Source organism: Leclercia sp. Colony189, from assembly GCF_009740165.1.
In the GTDB taxonomy this organism is placed as follows: Bacteria; Pseudomonadota; Gammaproteobacteria; order Enterobacterales; family Enterobacteriaceae; genus Enterobacter.
This window is the reverse complement of sequence record NZ_CP046557.1, coordinates 4,524,390-4,541,354: the sequence shown is the minus strand read 5'-3', so window position 1 is coordinate 4,541,354 and position 16,965 is coordinate 4,524,390. Positions and strand designations below refer to the sequence as shown.

19 protein-coding genes are annotated in these 16,965 nt (G+C 59.3%); 5 read left to right on the top strand and 14 right to left on the bottom strand.

All coding sequences use genetic code 11. The features are described 5' to 3' along the window. Positions 1–16 precede the first annotated feature (16 nt). Complete coding sequence (uspA, locus tag GNG29_RS21740) at positions 17–454, bottom strand: universal stress protein UspA (RefSeq protein WP_103177386.1); 438 nt, start codon at positions 452–454, stop codon at positions 17–19. Between the two features lie 285 nt (positions 455–739). Between uspA and uspB the strand changes: the two genes are divergently transcribed. Then, positions 740–1,075 (top strand): universal stress protein UspB, encoded by a 336-nt coding sequence (uspB, locus tag GNG29_RS21735; RefSeq protein WP_032615027.1) that lies wholly within the window; start codon positions 740–742, stop codon positions 1,073–1,075. Positions 1,076–1,131: 56 nt separating this feature from the next. Here uspB and pitA read toward each other — a convergent pair whose 3' ends face one another. Then, entirely contained in the window at positions 1,132–2,628 is a 1,497-nt protein-coding gene (pitA, locus tag GNG29_RS21730; RefSeq protein WP_103177385.1) for an inorganic phosphate transporter PitA, read from the bottom strand. Between the two features lie 230 nt (positions 2,629–2,858). Between pitA and GNG29_RS21725 the strand changes: the two genes are divergently transcribed. From GNG29_RS21725 to GNG29_RS21715, 3 genes are all read left to right on the top strand, one after another. Next, positions 2,859–4,052, top strand: coding sequence for an NAD(P)/FAD-dependent oxidoreductase (locus tag GNG29_RS21725; protein WP_103181000.1), 1,194 nt, complete (start codon positions 2,859–2,861; stop codon positions 4,050–4,052). Between the two features lie 127 nt (positions 4,053–4,179). Continuing rightward, a complete protein-coding gene (locus tag GNG29_RS21720) occupies positions 4,180–4,578 on the top strand; it encodes an ion channel (RefSeq protein WP_103177384.1) in 399 nt (132 codons plus the stop codon). Positions 4,579–4,736: 158 nt separating this feature from the next. Next, positions 4,737–5,762 (top strand): TerC/Alx family metal homeostasis membrane protein, encoded by a 1,026-nt coding sequence (locus GNG29_RS21715; protein ID WP_103177383.1) that lies wholly within the window; start codon positions 4,737–4,739, stop codon positions 5,760–5,762. Between the two features lie 53 nt (positions 5,763–5,815). Here GNG29_RS21715 and GNG29_RS21710 read toward each other — a convergent pair whose 3' ends face one another. The 3 genes from GNG29_RS21710 to GNG29_RS21700 form a co-directional block, all read right to left on the bottom strand. Then, complete coding sequence (locus GNG29_RS21710) at positions 5,816–6,478, bottom strand: HAD family hydrolase (protein WP_103177382.1); 663 nt, start codon at positions 6,476–6,478, stop codon at positions 5,816–5,818. A gap of 94 nt (positions 6,479–6,572) precedes the next feature. Beyond that, positions 6,573–7,367, bottom strand: coding sequence for an SDR family NAD(P)-dependent oxidoreductase (locus GNG29_RS21705; protein ID WP_103177381.1), 795 nt, complete (start codon positions 7,365–7,367; stop codon positions 6,573–6,575). Between the two features lie 48 nt (positions 7,368–7,415). Beyond that, complete coding sequence (locus GNG29_RS21700) at positions 7,416–8,282, bottom strand: LysR family transcriptional regulator (protein WP_103177380.1); 867 nt, start codon at positions 8,280–8,282, stop codon at positions 7,416–7,418. Between the two features lie 99 nt (positions 8,283–8,381). On the opposite strand from GNG29_RS21700, the gene GNG29_RS21695 reads away from it, so the two are divergent. Further along, positions 8,382–8,888, top strand: a complete 507-nt coding sequence (locus GNG29_RS21695; protein WP_103177379.1) for a phenolic acid decarboxylase — start codon at positions 8,382–8,384, stop codon at positions 8,886–8,888. A 5-nt stretch (positions 8,889–8,893) separates the two neighbouring features. Here the strand turns inward: GNG29_RS21695 and acpT are convergent, their stop codons facing one another. From acpT to GNG29_RS21650, 9 genes are read right to left on the bottom strand one after another with little or no spacing between them, the layout of a single operon-like run. Continuing rightward, on the bottom strand, positions 8,894–9,475 hold the full coding sequence (gene acpT, locus GNG29_RS21690) for a 4'-phosphopantetheinyl transferase AcpT (protein WP_103177378.1): 582 nt from the start codon (positions 9,473–9,475) through the stop codon (positions 8,894–8,896). Positions 9,476–9,477: 2 nt separating this feature from the next. Next, positions 9,478–10,707 carry a beta-ketoacyl-ACP synthase gene (locus GNG29_RS21685; RefSeq protein ID WP_156655339.1) on the bottom strand — a complete coding sequence of 410 codons (1,230 nt, stop codon included), beginning with the start codon at positions 10,705–10,707 and terminating at the stop codon, positions 9,478–9,480. Continuing rightward, on the bottom strand, positions 10,704–11,435 hold the full coding sequence (locus tag GNG29_RS21680) for a 3-ketoacyl-ACP reductase FabG2 (RefSeq protein WP_156655338.1): 732 nt from the start codon (positions 11,433–11,435) through the stop codon (positions 10,704–10,706). Before GNG29_RS21680 ends, GNG29_RS21685 begins: the two co-directional genes overlap by 4 nt. Further along, complete coding sequence (locus GNG29_RS21675) at positions 11,432–11,905, bottom strand: 3-hydroxy-fatty acyl-ACP dehydratase (RefSeq protein WP_156655337.1); 474 nt, start codon at positions 11,903–11,905, stop codon at positions 11,432–11,434. Before GNG29_RS21675 ends, GNG29_RS21680 begins: the two co-directional genes overlap by 4 nt. Then, entirely contained in the window at positions 11,902–13,068 is a 1,167-nt protein-coding gene (locus GNG29_RS21670) for a beta-ketoacyl-[acyl-carrier-protein] synthase family protein (protein WP_156655336.1), read from the bottom strand. Before GNG29_RS21670 ends, GNG29_RS21675 begins: the two co-directional genes overlap by 4 nt. 1 nt (position 13,069) lies before the next feature. Then, complete coding sequence (locus tag GNG29_RS21665; protein ID WP_156655518.1) at positions 13,070–13,651, bottom strand: DUF3261 domain-containing protein; 582 nt, start codon at positions 13,649–13,651, stop codon at positions 13,070–13,072. A gap of 2 nt (positions 13,652–13,653) precedes the next feature. Then, a complete protein-coding gene (locus tag GNG29_RS21660) occupies positions 13,654–15,969 on the bottom strand; it encodes an MMPL family transporter (protein ID WP_156655335.1) in 2,316 nt (771 codons plus the stop codon). Beyond that, entirely contained in the window at positions 15,938–16,543 is a 606-nt protein-coding gene (locus GNG29_RS21655) for an outer membrane lipoprotein carrier protein LolA (protein ID WP_156655334.1), read from the bottom strand. Before GNG29_RS21655 ends, GNG29_RS21660 begins: the two co-directional genes overlap by 32 nt. After that, complete coding sequence (locus tag GNG29_RS21650) at positions 16,540–16,962, bottom strand: thioesterase family protein (protein ID WP_156655333.1); 423 nt, start codon at positions 16,960–16,962, stop codon at positions 16,540–16,542. Before GNG29_RS21650 ends, GNG29_RS21655 begins: the two co-directional genes overlap by 4 nt. Positions 16,963–16,965: the final 3 nt, after the last annotated feature.

Below are 16,965 nucleotides of genomic sequence, written 5' to 3'. Positions count from 1 at the left end.
TTCAGGCAATCCCGCCTTACTCGTCGTCTTCGTCGCGCAGCGGCACAATCAGCATATCAACGTGTACGGTGTTAATCAGCTGACGGGCGGATGACATCAGCTTGCTCCAGAAGTCCTGGTGATGGCCGCAGACCACCAGATCCATATCGTATTTCTTAATCGCATCGACCAGCACCTGGCCCAGGTCGCCGCTGCCGCTCAGGGTTTCGGTGATCGGATAGCCCGCATTGGTGGAAAGCTCGGTCAGTGCATGGTGGGTCTCTTCGGAGATACGCTTCTGCATATCCCCCAGATTCACATCGATCAGGCCGGTATAGAGATCGGAGTAGTTTACGTCCACATGAATTAAGGAAACTTTCGCATTGTACGGACGCGCCATGGATACCGCTTTATCAACCAGCACTTTGCTCTCCGGGGAGAGGTCAACAGCGATCAGAATATGTTTATAAGCCATAGTGTTACTCCTTCCTTAAGTTATCGATGACCAATGCCTGTAGCAGTCGTCTACCTGCTTTCATTACGGCCCAGTTAAACAAAATTTTCAAGCATTGGTGTTGATAACGATTAACCTTGTGGCAAAAAAATTAACGGATCTCCTACACTATTGAATAAGCCGTTCGGATAATAAAATGTGAAGCCGATCGGTTTTTACGTCTCTCTATCACTGAACCGTCTGTCAGGGCATTGGGGTGCGGTAGTCCCGAAGCGTTGCTTCGAGGGCGGACGCCGGGGAGGAAGTATGATTAGCACCGTCGCATTGTTTTGGGCGTTATGTGTGGTTTGCATTGTAAATATGGCGCGTTATTTCTCATCCTTGCGCGCGCTATTGGTGGTACTTCGTGGCTGCGATCCGTTGCTTTATCAATATGTGGATGGCGGGGGCTTCTTTACCTCGCACGGGCAGCCCAGCAAACAGATGCGCCTGGTGTGGTATATCTACGCCCAGCGTTATCGCGATCATCATGATGATGAGTTTATCCGTCGCTGTGAGCGCCTGCGTCGTCAGTTCATCCTGACCAGCGCACTGTGCGGCCTGGTGGTGGTGAGCATGATTGCTCTCCTCATCTGGCATTGAGCGCAAAAAAAAGCGGGCCAGTTACCTGACCCGCTCTTCGCGTAACCTGCCTGCGATTACAGGAATTGCAGGGAGATCCAGTACAGACAGCCGGACAGCAGAATCGATGCCGGCAGGGTAAATACCCAGGCCATCAGAATGCTGGTCACGGTTTTGCGTTGCAGACCGCCGCCATCAACCAGCATGGTACCCGCCACGGACGAAGAGAGAACGTGGGTAGTGGATACCGGCATACCGGTGTAGCTGGCCAGACCGATAGAGACTGCCGCCGTCATCTGAGCGGACATCCCCTGGGCATAGGTCATGCCTTTCTTACCGATCTTCTCGCCGATGGTTGTCGCCACGCGACGCCAGCCGATCATCGTACCGAGACCCAGCGCCAGCGCGACCGCCATGATGATCCAGATCGGTGCGTACTCAATGGTGTTCAGCATGTCGACTTTCAGCTTCTTCAGCAGACGTTTGTCGTCGGCAGAGACTTCAGGCAGCTTAGAAACTTTGTCGGTGACGTCGGAGATGCACAGCATGATGCGGCGCATCTGGCCACGCTGCTCTACGGAGAGCTTGTCGTAGCTTTCAACGTCCGTCAGCATGCCTTTTGCGCGCTCCAGGGCGCTGATCGCATTAGCCGGATGGCAATGGAACTCCGCCGGTTGGGTCGCGCCCGCTTCCGGAGAAGGGATCAGCTGGTCAACGCCGGTCGCTTTTTTCAGCAGGTCAGGACGCTGCTGGAAATAGGTCTCGACGTTGTTGATGGCGTCACGGGTACGGGTAATTTCGTAACCGGACGCATTCATATTCACCACGAAGCCCGCCGGGGCCACGCCGATCAGCACCAGCATCACCAGACCAATGCCTTTCTGACCATCGTTAGCGCCGTGCGAGAAAGCCACGCCGATAGCAGAGATGATCAGGGCGATACGCGTCCAGAATGGCGGCTTCTTCTTACCGTCTTTCTTTTCACGCTCGGCCGGCGTCAGGTGGATACGGGCACGTTTTTTCGTACCGCTCCAGTAACGACGCAGCAGGAAGATCAAGCCACCCGCCACAACCAGACCGACAATCGGGGAGATAATCAGTGAACCGAAAATACCCAGAACTTTAGGGATGTTCAGGGCGTCCACCACAGACGTACCGGTCATCAGCGCATTGGTTAAACCAATACCGATGATAGCGCCGATCAGCGTGTGGGAACTGGATGCTGGCAGGCCGAAATACCAGGTACCGAGGTTCCAGATAATTGCAGCAAACAGCAGGGAGAAGACCATGGCGAGACCATGACCAGAGCTGACATTCAACAGCAGATCCGTTGGCAGCATATGCACAATGGCGTAGGCTACGCTCAGACCTCCAAGAAGAACGCCAAAGAAGTTAAACACTGCAGCCATCACCACCGCAACTTGCGATCGTAATGCCCGGGTGTAGATAACCGTTGCCACTGCGTTTGCAGTATCGTGGAAGCCGTTAATCGCTTCGTAGAACAATACAAAGGCCAGAGCAAGCAAAAGTAAAAGCCCGGTATGGAAATCCAGGCCAGCAAACAAATGTAGCATAGGACGTTACGCCATTTTGAGGACATGAACGCGGCGCATTATCCAGGACAAATGCGCAACGGGCAAAGTGAAATATAGCCTTTTTTTGATTTGCTTACTGACATAAGCGTAGCAGCAAAAGAATTACTTTTTAAATTTCAAAGAAATGCATGAAATTACAGATTTTTACGCTGGTGCGTTTCTTGAGGAAACTTTACAATTCGCGCCCTGAAAACCAGGAGGATCGAGACGTGGAAAAGTACGATGCCATCATTATTGGCGCAGGTGCGGCGGGTTTATTCTGTGCGGCGATGGCCGGACAGGCAGGACGCCGGGTTCTGCTGCTCGATAACGGCAAAAAGCCAGGTCGTAAAATCCTGATGTCTGGTGGGGGCCGCTGCAACTTTACTAATCTTTATATCGAACCTACGGCCTATCTGAGCCAGAACCGTCATTTTTGCAAATCTGCGTTAGCGCGCTACACCCAGTGGGACTTCATCGACCTCGTCGGTAAACATGGGATCGCCTGGCATGAGAAAACGCTGGGGCAATTATTTTGCGACGATTCCGCGCAACAAATCGTCGATATGCTGGTGGCGGAGTGTGAAAAAGGTCAGGTTACCCTGCGACTTCGCAGCGAAGTGCTGGATGTGGCGCGTGATGAGGCAGGTTACACGCTGCAGCTTAATGGCGAAACCGTGTGCGCAGATAAGCTGGTGATCGCCAGCGGCGGGCTCTCCATGCCGGGGCTGGGTGCCACGCCGTTTGGCTATAAAATTGCCGAGCAGTTTGGGCTGAAGGTACTCCCGACCCGTGCCGGACTAGTGCCATTCACCCTGCATAAGCCGCTGCTGGAACAGCTGCAGACCCTCTCCGGCGTGTCGGTGCCGTCGGTGATTACCGCCGAAGACGGTACGGTGTTTCGGGAGAATCTGCTGTTCACCCATCGTGGCCTCTCCGGCCCGGCGGTGCTGCAAATCTCCAGCTACTGGCAGCCGGGTGAGTTTGTCACCATCAATTTAGTGCCGGATTGCGATCTGGAGAGCTTCCTCAATGAGCAGCGTGCGGCGCACCCTAACCAGAGCCTGAAAAACACCCTGGCGATACAGCTGCCGAAACGGCTGGTGGAGTGCCTGCAGCAGCTGGGGCAAATTCCTGATGTGTCACTCAAGCAGCTCAACAGCCGCGATCAGCAGGCGCTGGTCGAAACCTTAAGCGCCTGGCGCGTACAACCCAACGGCACCGAAGGTTATCGCACCGCGGAAGTGACGCTGGGGGGTGTGGACACTAACGAACTCTCTTCGCGCACCATGGAGGCCCGCAACGTGCCTGGACTCTATTTTATCGGCGAAGTCATGGACGTTACCGGCTGGCTGGGTGGCTATAACTTCCAGTGGGCGTGGGCCAGCGCCTGGGCCTGTGCAGAGGCGCTGGCCGAAAGGTAGTATTCCGGCGCAACTATTGCACCCTGTACTTCGCCCCCATCCGCTACACTGCATCTCAAACGTTCCGCTATTTTACGCCCTGTTCAGCTGAGCAGGGCGTATTGCGTTACTTTTCAGAGAGTGTGATATGCAGCTTGTGAGCATTATTATTTTGATCAACCTGACGGTGATCATTCATTCCACATGGATGTTTTTTATCCTGAAATTCATCAACCTGAATGTGGAATCGGTGATGCGCGTGGTGTTCCGCAATATCGTTATCATCATGACTGCCCTGTTTGCCCATCTGCTTGAAGCCAGCCTGTTTGCCGTTTTTTATCGCTATGTCGGCGCGTTTAATGACTGGAACACCAGCTTCTATTTCTCGCTGGTCAGCTACGCTACAGTGGGATATGGCGACGTCACGTTGCCGGAACACTGGCGACTGACTGGCGGAGTGGAAGGGCTGGTTGGCGCGCTGATGGTTGGCTGGTCGGTGGCGGTGCTGGTGGCCGTCCTGCAGCGGCTGCGCGGCATGAGCCAGTAAAGCGCCGATGGCAGAACCTCCGCATTGTGAGGTAAAGTACACTCCCTCACGCAGGGTTATGCGTTTTAAGGGGAGAAGCCGGTAAACGGTCCCTCTTTTTTCTTTACTGGCCTCGCCAGTCTGCATGGTGTGTATTTTGTTTTCAAAAAGGGTTGTCTATGTCCTCTGCTCATCTCGGTTTCCCGACGGAAACCGTTGTTGTTTTTGTGGTTATGGCTGTCGGGGCGATGTTTATCGACCTCTTCATGCATCGCCATGACAAACCGATCTCACTAAAAAGCGCCTCACTCTGGTCTCTCTTCTGGGTGATGATGGCGATGGCGTTCGCCGGGTTCCTTTACGTGCATCACGGCGCCGAAGTGGCGAGCCTGTTCCTCACCGGTTACGCCCTGGAAGAGGTGCTCTCCGTTGATAACCTCTTCGTGATGATGGCGATCTTCGCCTGGTTTGGCGTGCCGGATCAGTATCGTCACCGGGTGCTCTACTGGGGGGTGATTGGCGCGATTGTCTTCCGCGGGATCTTCGTCGCCATCGGCACCAGCCTGCTGAGCCTGGGGCCATACGTTGAAGTGGTCTTTGCCCTGATTGTGGCCTGGACGGCGGTGATGATGCTTAAACGCGGCGAAGAGCAGGACGAGATTGAGGATTACTCCCAGCATCTGGCCTACCGCGCGGTAAAACGCTTCTATCCGATCTGGCCAAAAATCACCGGTAACGCGTTTCTTCTCAGCCAGAAAGAGGTGGATGCCGAGCTGGCCAAGCCTGAAAACCAGGATGTGATGGTGGGACGGGTGAAGAAGGCGAAGCGCTATGCCACGCCGCTGCTGCTCTGTGTGGCGGTGGTGGAGCTGTCAGACGTGATGTTCGCCTTTGACTCGGTGCCGGCGATCATCGCCGTCAGCCGCGAGCCGCTGATTATCTACAGCGCCATGATGTTCGCCATCCTCGGCCTGCGTACCCTCTACTTCGTGCTGGAGGCGCTGAAGCAGTATCTGGTGCATCTGGAGAAAGCGGTGATCGCGCTGCTCTTCTTCGTCGCCTTTAAGCTCGGTCTGAACGCGACGGATCACTTCTGGCACCACGGCTACGGTATCGGCGCTACGGCGAGTCTGTTGGTGGTGTTGGGCGTACTGGCAGCGGGGATTCTGGCGAGCCTGCTCTTCCCGGGGAAACGGGAAGCCTGACGGATTTTGCCCGGCGGCGCTACGCTTGCCGGGCCTACAACACCCGGCATCTTTTACGGCTTGATCGGTGAATTGCGGCGCGCGCGCGGCGGATGGAAATGGCGCCAGTGCGGATCCTGCGCCGCCGCCAGCAGCTCGTGGTCGCCCCGGGTGTCGCCCCAGGCGCGCACGTGGTAATTGGTCAGGCTGCCGTACACGCTCTCCAGCCGGGCCACCTTCTGCGCACAGCGGCAGTTATGGCCGGTGATCCGCCCGGTCAGCTTGCCCTCTTTCACCTCCAGTTGGGTACCGATAAGCTTAATGCCGAGCTTGTCGGCCCATGGCTGCAACACCAGCGCCGGCGAGGCAGAGCAGATGGTCACTTCCGCGCCGGAGTTGACTTCCGCCGCCACCGCCAGCACCCCCTGGGGGCGCATCAGTTTATCCCAGTACTTTTCGCAGAACCGCTCTGCCTGCTCACGCAGCCAGTGCTCATCCACGCCGGTCAGGAAGGTTTTGATCAGCACCTCTTTCAGTTCATCACGGGTCAGCTTGCGGCGTACGCAGTGAATGGTGGGCAAGGCCATCCGCACCAGGCGACCGGCAAAGTAGCGCTTACCGAACGCAAAGCGTAAGAAGGGGATAAAGCTGTCGTGATGGGTCAGCGTGCCATCAAAGTCGAACACGGAGAGGACGCTGGATTTTGCCATCGCCTCATCGGCAATCATATTGGTCATAACAGAGTCTTAGCGTAAATTCACATTCTGTCCTCAGTTTACCTGCTTTAGCGTCAGATGCCACCCGCCAGCGGACGGGTAGCCATCGGCAGCGCTAGATAATATCGTCCACCACGCCGCCATCCACGCGCAGCGCCGCGCCGGAGGTGGCGGATGCCTGCTGGGAACAGACGTAAACCACCATGTTCGCCACTTCGTCTACCGTGGCGGCTCGCTGGATCACCGAGCTTGGGCGATTGGCCATCACGAACTCTTTTGCCAGCGTCTCCAGGGACTTGCCGGTTTTCTCTATTTCGTCTTTCATCATCTCAGCAAAGCCGTCCGACATCGTCGGGCCAGGCAGGACGCTGTTCACGGTGACGCCACTCCCGGCGACAAACTTTGCCAGACCGCGCGCCAGAGAGAGCTGGGCGGTTTTGGTGACCCCATAGTGGATCATGTCCGCCGGAATATTGCAGGCCGACTCGGAGGAGATAAAGACCACCCGGCCCCAGCCTTTTTGCACCATGCCGGGCAGCAGGGCGCGCGATAGCCGTACACCGGACATCACGTTGGTTTGCCAGTAGTGATTCCAGGTCTCGTCGTCGGTAGCGTAAAAATCCTGAGGGCCGTAGATCCCGGCATTGTTGACGAGGATATCGACGCCCGAAGCGACCCGGAGCAGAGCATCCACCCCTTCCTGCGAACTGAGGTCGGCAATGGCAGCCCGCACCTGAACGCCCGGTATCTGCTGCTGCAGCTGCTGGATGCCCCGGTTGACCGAGTCGACGCTGCGTCCGTTGACAATCACCTCTGCACCGCTCTCCGCCAGCCCTCTGGCAATGGCGAAGCCAATGCCGCCTGTGGAGGCGGTCACTAACGCCACTTTTCCCGTAAGATCGATTTTCACGGTCTGCTCCTTGTCATATTTGAAGTTCAGACCATTAAGCGTAGCAGTTCACCTTTGCGACGGCTGGCTGAAGAGGTGCAGTAAGGTTTCCACCTGTTCGTCGAGCGGGGCGAGCGTGCGTTTTACAATCAGATGCAGCGGTGTAGCACGGCGCGTGCCGTGGCTCAGGGGCACCGTTTTTAGCACACCGGTTTCCAGCTGTTGCTGAATTCGCTCTTCCGGCAGCCAGCCATACCCCACCTGATACATCACCGCATCGATAGCGGCGTCGATGGTGGAGAAGGTCCAGGCTTCGCCGCCGGGAGGCGCGGCGTAGTTCTGCCCGGCGATCTGGATGAGTGGCCAGGAGCGTAGCATTTCATCAGTGAGCGGCGTGTCGTGTTCAAACAGCGGATGTTCCCGATGCGCCACGGCGACAAAGTCGATATTCATCAACCACTCGCCGCGCCCGGTCACATCCTGGCGGCGGGTTAGCACCATCACGTCGGCTTCGCTCTGGGCCAGCGCCTCGCCGGTGTTCTCAAGTATTTCGGTCAGATGCACCTCGGTTTGCGGATAGCGCTGTTGAAACTGGCGCAGAATGGCAAACAGATGACGGCGAGGGAAAATGCTGTCCACCACCACATCCAGTCGGGTACGCATCCCGTTGCGTAGCGTCGTGGCGCGCGTCTCCAGCAGGGTAAAGGCGTTTAGCAGCGGTTTGACCTGATTTAACAGCAGCTCTCCTTCCGGGGTCAGCACCGCCTTACGCCCCACCTGGACCAGAAGCGCCACGCCCAGCCGCTCCTGCAACAATGCCAGGTTATAACTGACGGAAGATTGGCTGCGATGCGTCTCCTCTGCGGCGCGGGCAAAGCTGCCCAACTCAACGACGCGTTCCAGCAGCGACCACTGCTCAAGGGTAGTTTTGTGCATAACTAATCTAATTTTTGGATGAATTTGATTAAATCATAGCGTTATTCATCCAATTTTTGCAGGCGTAAGATGGGCTCATTGAAACAGAGGAGAAAGATTATGAGCCAGTTTGATAAACATGATTTGAGCGGTTTCGTCGGCAAACATTTGGTATATACCTACGATAACGGCTGGAACTACGAAATTTATGTCAAAAACGAGCAGACGCTCGACTACCGTATTCATAGCGGGATCGTGGCAAACCGTTGGGTAAAAGATCAGCAGGCTTATATCGTTCGTGTGGGCGAGAGTATTTATAAAATTTCGTGGACTGAACCGACCGGTACCGATGTGAGCCTGATTGTGAACCTCGGCGACAAGCTGTTCCACGGCACGATCTTCTTCCCGCGTTGGGTGATGAATAACCCGGAAAAAACCGTCTGCTTCCAGAACGATCATATTCCGCTGATGGTCTCTTATCGCGAGGCGGGCCCGGCCTACCCAACCGAGGTCATTGATGAGTTCGCCACCATTACCTTTGTGCGCGACTGCGGTGCCAATAACGATGCTGTCATTGACTGTGCTGCCAGCGAGCTGCCGGCAGACTTTCCGAATAATTTGAAATAAGCGGGTTACAGAAGCTGAAGTGCGCCGTTATGGAGGGTGAAGGGCGTTGGCGTACAGACCGCAAGGCTGAGTTCGCCGCGCTGAAAGTGGCTGACGCAGAGCGCCGATCTTAAGGTGCTGTCGATACTGACAATCTGCCAGGCGCTGCCGCCGCGCTGTTTGACGATCGCCTCTTTACGCGTCCAGATGCGCCAGAAGGCCGACAGTTTTGCCTCAGGTGCCTCCCGCTCCAGCTCATCATGTTCGGCGAGGCTAAAGACGGCGTTAGCCAGCGCCTGCCAGTTATCCCGCGGACGGATCACTTCGATATCGCAGCCCACTTCGCCTTCGTCGCTTAACAGCAGGGCGATATCGTCCCCGCTGTGGCTCAGGTTAAACCAATAGGGTCTGGCATCGACGAAGGCCGGTTTGCCCTGTTCACCGAAGACAATTTCCGGTACCGGGGCGGGCGATAAGGCCCGGGCGAGCAGCGCCCGGCCAGCCAGCCAGGGGAGTCGGCGCGCGCCCTGCGGCGCCTGCTCAGAAAGCGCTGACGCCAGAGAGTCAGCGCTGAGGGTAGAAATCTTTCCCAGAAGAAACTGGTACATAGTCACGCCCAGCGTTTAATGATTATGGAAGTATTAATGCCGCCGAACGCGAAGTTATTACTTTGAATATATTCGCAGTCAATGTGACGGGCTTCACCCATAATATAATCTAACGTGCCGCATTGCTCGTCCGGTTCTCTTAAATTGATGGTCGGGGCGAACCAGCCCTCACGCATCATCTGCAGGCTCATCCACGCCTCCAGCGCGCCACAGGCCCCCAGGGTATGGCCGAAATAGCTCTTTAACGATGAAATTGGCACACTGTCGCCGAACACCGCGGCGGTGGCCAGACTTTCGGCGATATCGCCCCGGTCGGTGGCGGTGCCGTGCGCCGAAATATAGCCCATATCCTGCGGGCTCAGCCCGGCAATCTTCAGCGACTTCTCCATGCAGATCTGCATAGTTTCCCGCTGCGGCTGGGTGATATGCGACGCGTCGCAGTTGGTGGCGAAACCGACAATTTCGCCGTAGATGGTGGCGCCGCGCGCCTTCGCATGCTCCAGCTCTTCCAGAATCAGGGTACCTGCCCCTTCACCAATCACCAGCCCGTCGCGTTGCACATCAAAGGGTGAGGGGGTGGCATCCGGCGCGTCGTTGCGCTGGCTGGTGGCGAAAAGGGTATCGAACACCGCCGCTTCCGACGGGCAAAGCTCTTCGGCACCGCCTGCCACCATCACCGTCTGATAACCGTGGCGGATGGCTTCCCAGGCATAGCCAATCGCCTGGCTGCCGGAGGTACAGGCGCTGGAGGTGGGGATCACCCGCCCGCGCAGGCCGAAGAACAGGCCGGTGTTCACCGCCGTGGTGTGGGGCATCATCTGCACGTAGGTGGTGCCGGTGATGTTGTTGGTGTGCTTCTCGGTGAGCATGGTGGCGAATTCGCTGACCGGGCCGGTGCTGCCGGTGGACGAGCCATAGGCAATGCCGGTTTCACCCTGGGTAAGAATCGGATCGTCAAGCAGCCCCGCCTGCGCCAGGGCCAGTTCGGTGGCGCGGGTCGACAGCAGCGACACGCGACCCATGGCGCGGATGCGCTTGCGGGTGTAGTGATCCGGCAGGGTAAAATCATCGATCGGCGCGGCCAGCAGGGTGTGCAGGCCGTCATAGACCGTCCACTCCGGCATCCTGCGCACCGCGTTTTTGTATTCACGTAAGCGGGCAGCAACCGATGCCCACGTTTCCCCAAAGGCGGTGACGCCGCCCATGCCTGTGATCACCACCCGACGCGTCATAACATTCCCCCGTTAATGGAGATAACCTGGCGGGTCACATAGCCCGCGATATCCGACATCAGGTAGCTGGCAAGCCCGGCCACCTCGTCCGCCTGACCCATCCGTTTCATCGGGATCGCGGCCATCGCCTCTTTCAGCGCGGCCTCTTCCATCTCGATCATTCCGGTATCAATCAGCCCAGGCGCGATGCAGTTGACGGTGATTTTGCGCTTCGCCAGCTCCACCGCCAGGGCTTTGGTGGCGCCGATGATGCCGGCTTTGGCCGCGCTGTAGTTCACCTGGCCGCGGTTGCCCATCACCCCGGAAACCGACGACAGCGTAATAATCCGTCCACCCTGACGGGCAGCGATCATGGGCATCATGCAGGGATGAATGACGTTGTAAAAGCTGTCGAGGTTAGTGTGGATCACGCTGTCCCAGTCCTCGTCGCTGAGCGCCGGAAACGCGCCATCCCGGGCGATGCCGGCGTTACTTACCAGGCCATACCAGGGGCCATGCGTCGCCATATCCTCCTCCAGCACCTCACGGCACTGCGCCCGGTCGCCCACGTCAAACGCCAGCAGACGCCCGTTTCCGCCGGCCTGTTCGATCGCCTCCAGGGTGGCCCCGGCACCTGCGGCGTCGCGGTGGTAATGCACGCCGACGGTAAACCCGTCCGCGGCCAGTTTAAGGGCGATAGCCCGGCCAATGCCTTTGCTGGCGCCGGTGACCAGAACAGAACGACTCATGGATTCACTCCTGGTTTAAACAGTGATGCCAGCTCCTGCTGGCTGGGCTGGAAGGTATTGACGCGCCCGGTCGCCAGCGTGTCGCCATGGGCGGTGATGAGGCACTCGAAGCTGCTGAAGCGCTCATCTTCCATCAGCAGCGTGGCGGTGATGGTTAACACGCTACGGGCCGGAAAGCGCCCCGCGGCACAGACCAGCTCCCGCGCGCCCAGTATCATGCCGAGCGAACTGCTCTCCTGGCCCTTCTGTTCACGGTGCCAGCCAGACCAGATGCCAACGGTCTGGGCCATCAGCTCAAGGGCGTACCAGCCCGGTAGATCGCCTTCGGTATTCAAAAATGGCGCCAGCACCCCCTCGGGCGTGACGCTGACCCGACAGACGGCGGTGTCGGCGCTGACGCTCTCGACCGATTCCAGCAGCAGCATGGGGGCATCGTGGGGCAGGTAGTCTGCCGGTAATAAATAGCTCATGACACTCTCCCGAGCAGAATACTGGCGTTATTGCCGCCAAAGGCGAACGAATTAGACAAAATCACCGGTTTTTGCAGCGTCCCTGGCTGATGCAGCACGCCGCAGGGTGCAAGGGTCAGGTCCGGCGCATAGCGGCTGAAATCCTGGGCGGGCAGGGGCAGGCCGCGGGTTAAAATCAGCCAGCTCAGCGCCGCCTCGGTGATCCCCGCCGCGCCCAGCGTATGCCCGGTCAGGTGCTTGGTTGAACTGCAGGGCACCGCCTCGCCAAACAGGTCGTGGATCACCCGGGATTCGATCTGGTCATTGAGCGGCGTCGCCGTGCCGTGCAGATTGATGTAGCCCACGTCATCCGGCGTCATTCCGGCGTCGTGTAGCGCCTGGTTAATGGCGTTAATGGCCCCTTCGCCCTGCGGATGGGGGGCAGAAATATGGTACGCATCGCTCGACTCGCCGCTGCCCAGCAGCGCCACCGGCTGCGGCTCCCGGGTGAGCAGCATCAGCGCCGCCGCTTCGCCAATGGTGATCCCCCGGCGGTCGCGGCCAAAGGGCTCGCACAAGGTGGTGGAAAGGGATTCGAGGCTGTTAAAACCGTTTACCGGCATCCGGCTCAGCGTATCGGCGCCGCCGACAAGCGCGACATCCACCAGCCCGGAATCAATCAGCCGACGTCCGCTTATCATCGCCCGCGCGCTGGAGGAGCAGGCGGTCGAGAGCGTCCAGGCCGGGCCGTCAAGATCCAGCCAGTTCGCCAGAAAGCGCGACGGATCGCCCAGCTCCTGCTGCGCGTAGCGCCAGTGGGGACTCGCTTCGCCGGCCATCGACAGGCGCACATGCGTGTCGCCCTCATCGAGCCCGGAGGTGCTGGTGCCGAGCACCACCGCCACCCGGTCGCGACCGTAGCGGGCAATGGCCTCGTCCACCGCAGGCTGGATCTGCGCCAGCGCCGCCAGCAGAAGCTGATTATTACGCGAGCGGTGGCGGGCAAAGCGGTCCGGGATCGCGGGCAGTTCGGCATCGACACCCCCCAGCACCGCCTCCTGACCCGGTAACCAGCCGCTGCGCAGCCGCATGCCGGGCGCCACGCCGCGCGTCAGGTTGGCGGCAATCTCATCAGGTGCGTTGCCCAGGGCGTTGAGCAGGCCAACGGCAGAAATGTAGATCATCTCAGTCATCCAGATATTGAATGGTGATGTGGTAGTGGAACACGTGCTGTTCGATGCTAATCGGCATGCGCTTGCCTTTGCGCTGCAGGTAGATAATCTCCGTCACCAGCTTGCCGTCACCATTGCGCAGCTCACGCCGGTCGCCTTTATCCTTCAACGTCCAGCCTTTAGGCAACTGCGGCAGCCAGGCGTCGAGTGGCCAGTGGCTAAGCATTACGTCCGCCAGCACCTGGCTGGCCGGAGGAAGCGCTGGCGCAACAATCGACTGTTCAGTATGGATGCCCGTTTCATTATAGGTGGCGAGGAACAAACGGATCCCCACCGACGAGAGTCCCGCGAGGGTCACTTTCTGCCCATCGGCGTTCAGCATCACCAGCAGCGACTGGGTATTGCCGTTCACGCTGGCGGTCAACAGCTGCTGGGAACTGAGCGCCGGGGTAATGCCCGGCGGCGGCAGCGTCACCCGGGTACCCGGCTGGAGCCACGCCTGTGGGCGGGTATCGTCACGCTTCTGGGCTGTATGGCTGCAACCGGCCAGCAGCAGCGCGCCGATCAGAAGGGCGGCGCGATAAAAAGGGGTCATCATCATGGTCTCTCATTTTTGTCCGGCATCGCCAGCGGAGCCAGCAGAAAGGCGGTGAAAATGCCGCTGACCAGCACAATCCCGAAGCTGCCGATGGCCTGGGTGGTGCTGAAGACCAGCATGCCGAGGGTCAGCAGGGTGGTCATCATCGCCAGGGTGATGGCGAGCAGGGAGGTTAACGGCGTGCCGCGCGGGTTGTTGAAGAATAGCGTGTAGTTGATCCCGATGCCGAGGACCAGCACCAGCGCCAGGAGTGAAAACAGGTTAACCGGATGGCCCGTAGCCGCCAGCGCGGCCAGGCCACAGCCCAGCGACAGCAGGGAGGGCACCAGGGTGATCAATCCCTTGCGCCAGCCGAGGCGTAGCATCGCGCCACAGGCGATTGTTGCCAGCGCCACCGCCAGCAGGCCGGTCAGCAGGGTGCGGTAGAGGGCAAACAGGCTGTCAAAACGGGCCTTGCGATCGACCCATACCACGCCGGGATATTGCTCCGCCAGTTTGCCCAGCGCCGGGCTGTTTTTCACCCCATCCACCGGCACCAGCACGCCGCTCTCGCCGCCGGGCAGCGTGAGCCACAGCAGACGCCACCCTTCACTGGCCGGACTGGCAAGCCAGGCATCAACCCCCACCGGCATTGGACGCAGATCCGGCGACATGGTGGTCAGCCCTGCGCTTTGCAGCACCCCGGTCACCGCCGGCGCCGCCTTGTGCAGCAGGGCCAGATCGCGCGCCTGTTGCGCCAGCGAGTTCAGCGGCAGGCTACGCCAGGCGGTCAGCTCGCCCGCCTGCTGCGCCTGACCCAGCGCCGGGGTAAACGCCTCCAGCCGCTCCAGGGTCTGCTGGGCCGAGTCGCCATGGACCACGAACCATTTTTGATCGACCCGCTGGCCGGTCAGGGCGGTAATGGCTTTCTCCTGGGCGAGAATCGCCTGCGGCAGGGCCTGAAGCTGGGCGATATCATCGTCCACCCGCAGCGTCGCGATCCCCGCAAGGGCGATAACCGCCAGCGCCACCGGCAGGCCCACCGACAGGCGTTTATCGCGCCAGGCCGCCAGCCAGCGCAGCATCAGGGTTTTCATCGGCACCGGGCGCACCGGTAAGCCGCGACACAGCCACGGATGCCAGAAGATCACCGTCAGACAGGCACCGCTCAGGCCCGCGGCGGCAAAGACCGCCATCTGGCGGATACCCGGGAAGGGTGCCAGCATCATGATGAAATAGGCCGCCACGGTGGTGAACAACGCCAGCAGCAGGGCATTGCGCACTTTTGCCAGGCTTTGCCACGGCGACTGTTCCCTGCCGTGCACCATTCGCTCGGTCAGGTAATAAAGCGTGTAATCCGCCGAGATGCCGATGATGCCCATACTCATCACCAGGGTCATCAGATGCAGTTCGCCAAACAGCAGCAGGGTCGCCACCGTGCCCGCCAGTGCGCCGATAGCGATAGAGAGCAGGCACAGCAGGAGCGGGCGCAGGGAGCGGAACACCGCCACAATCAGCCCTATCACGCCCAGGAGGGTAGCAACGCCCAGCGTGGAGACGTCCCGTTTCGCCTGCTGGCTGGCGTAGTCACTGTAAAACACCGTCCCGCGCGACAGCAGCTGCGCCCGGGGATAACGCGTTTTCAACTGGCCTTCGAGATCGTGAAGCGTGGTCACCAGCCGGTGGGTCTGCTGCATATCGAACGACGAACCGGCCAGCTCGCCGTGCAGCAGATACCAGTAATTGCCCGCCTCATCTTTCGTTACCAGCCAGCCGTCCATCAGCCGCAGTTTCTGGCTGTTTTGGGCAAGGGAAAGCTGCGAGCCGCGCATCAGCATCAGCGGGTCGTTTTGCAGCTCTTTGCCGCTGACGCCAGAGAAAGCGGAGTAAAGCTGGGACAAAATCCACTGGGCCTGCGCCTCGCCGCCGTTTTGCAGCCGCGCACGGGTGGCAGGGTCGATCAGGCCGTTACGATTCTGCCAGAAGAAGTCGCCCCAGGCTTTTTGCCCGGCGGCGTCCATCGGCCCTTTTACCGCGTGCAGGGAACCGGATGTCTGCAACAGGCTCAGCCACTGCTGCGCCACCTGCGGATCGGGCGCGTTACCGGGGCTGACCAGCCACACCAGCTGGCGGTCAAGTCGCTGGATAAAACCGTCGTTCAGGGCGGGGGGAATGGCGCCCAGGCTCTGTTTGGGCAGCATCGCCAGCACGCTGCTGTTCAGCCGCGCCCCGGGTAACAGCGTCAGCAGTACCGCCAGCAGTGCCAGGCAGATTATTCCCCATATCAGCGCCGGGCGGCGGCCATTACGGGGCGGCAAAGCGTTGGCGTTCGTCATCGGTCAGGCTGGCGGGCGTGAGCTGGTGGCGGGAAAGGGTAATATCGGTGCGGTCGCCCTGCCTGTCGTTCAGCACAATGGACTCCAGATAGGTCTCACCGCCCAGATCGAGTGAGGTGAAAATCTTGTCCAGCGGCGTAGTGATCGGGGTCAACACCAGCGACCAGCGGCCATTGCCGAGATCCTTAAAGTCGATACGGAAGTTCTCCTCCAGCACCTTGCGATCCGCCTGGAACAGGGCGCGCAGCAGGTGGTTGAACTGGAACATCTGCGGGTTATTATCGGCGGTGATGATCTGCGGCGGCTGGCCGTTAATGGTCTGTACCATCCGGTTGTCGTCCAGCAGCAGGGTCATCGGGAAGGGCGCTTTTTGCTCCCACAGCAGGCCGTTATCCCGGGCGATCAGCATTTCGCCGTTCGAACGCAGGGGCTGGGACAGATCTTTAATGGTGCGGAGCTGCTCAAAGTGGGCACGCACCACCGGCTGTTCGGTAAAGCGCTGCTGTAATTCATCCAGCGTCACGGCGCTGACCCAGGGGCTGACCAGCAGGGCAAGCAGGGGTAACCACTTCATGGCGTCACTCCCATGCGCTCAAACAGCACTGGCGGGCTAACAAAACAGAGCTCGCGGCTCTGCTCCTCCACCGCCACCTGAATGGTGTAGCCGGTGGTGGTCCGCTTGCCGCTGGTGGCGTCAAAAATCTGGTAGGCGATGCGCAGGCGGTTCTCGAACTCTTCGATATGGGCCCGGACGCGGATGCGCTGCTCAAAGGTGAGGACATCGCGGTACTTCACCCGGGTATCCACCACCGGCCAGAGATAGCCAGAGGCTTTCATCTGGCGATAGCCATAATCGAACTGGTTGAGCAGCGCCTCGCGGGCTATCTCAAAGTAGCGAAAATAGTTGCCGTGCCAGACCACGCCCATCATATCGACGTCGTGAAACGGTACGGTCAGCTCTACTTCAGTGGTAAAGCGCGGATCGGTCAGCACCCT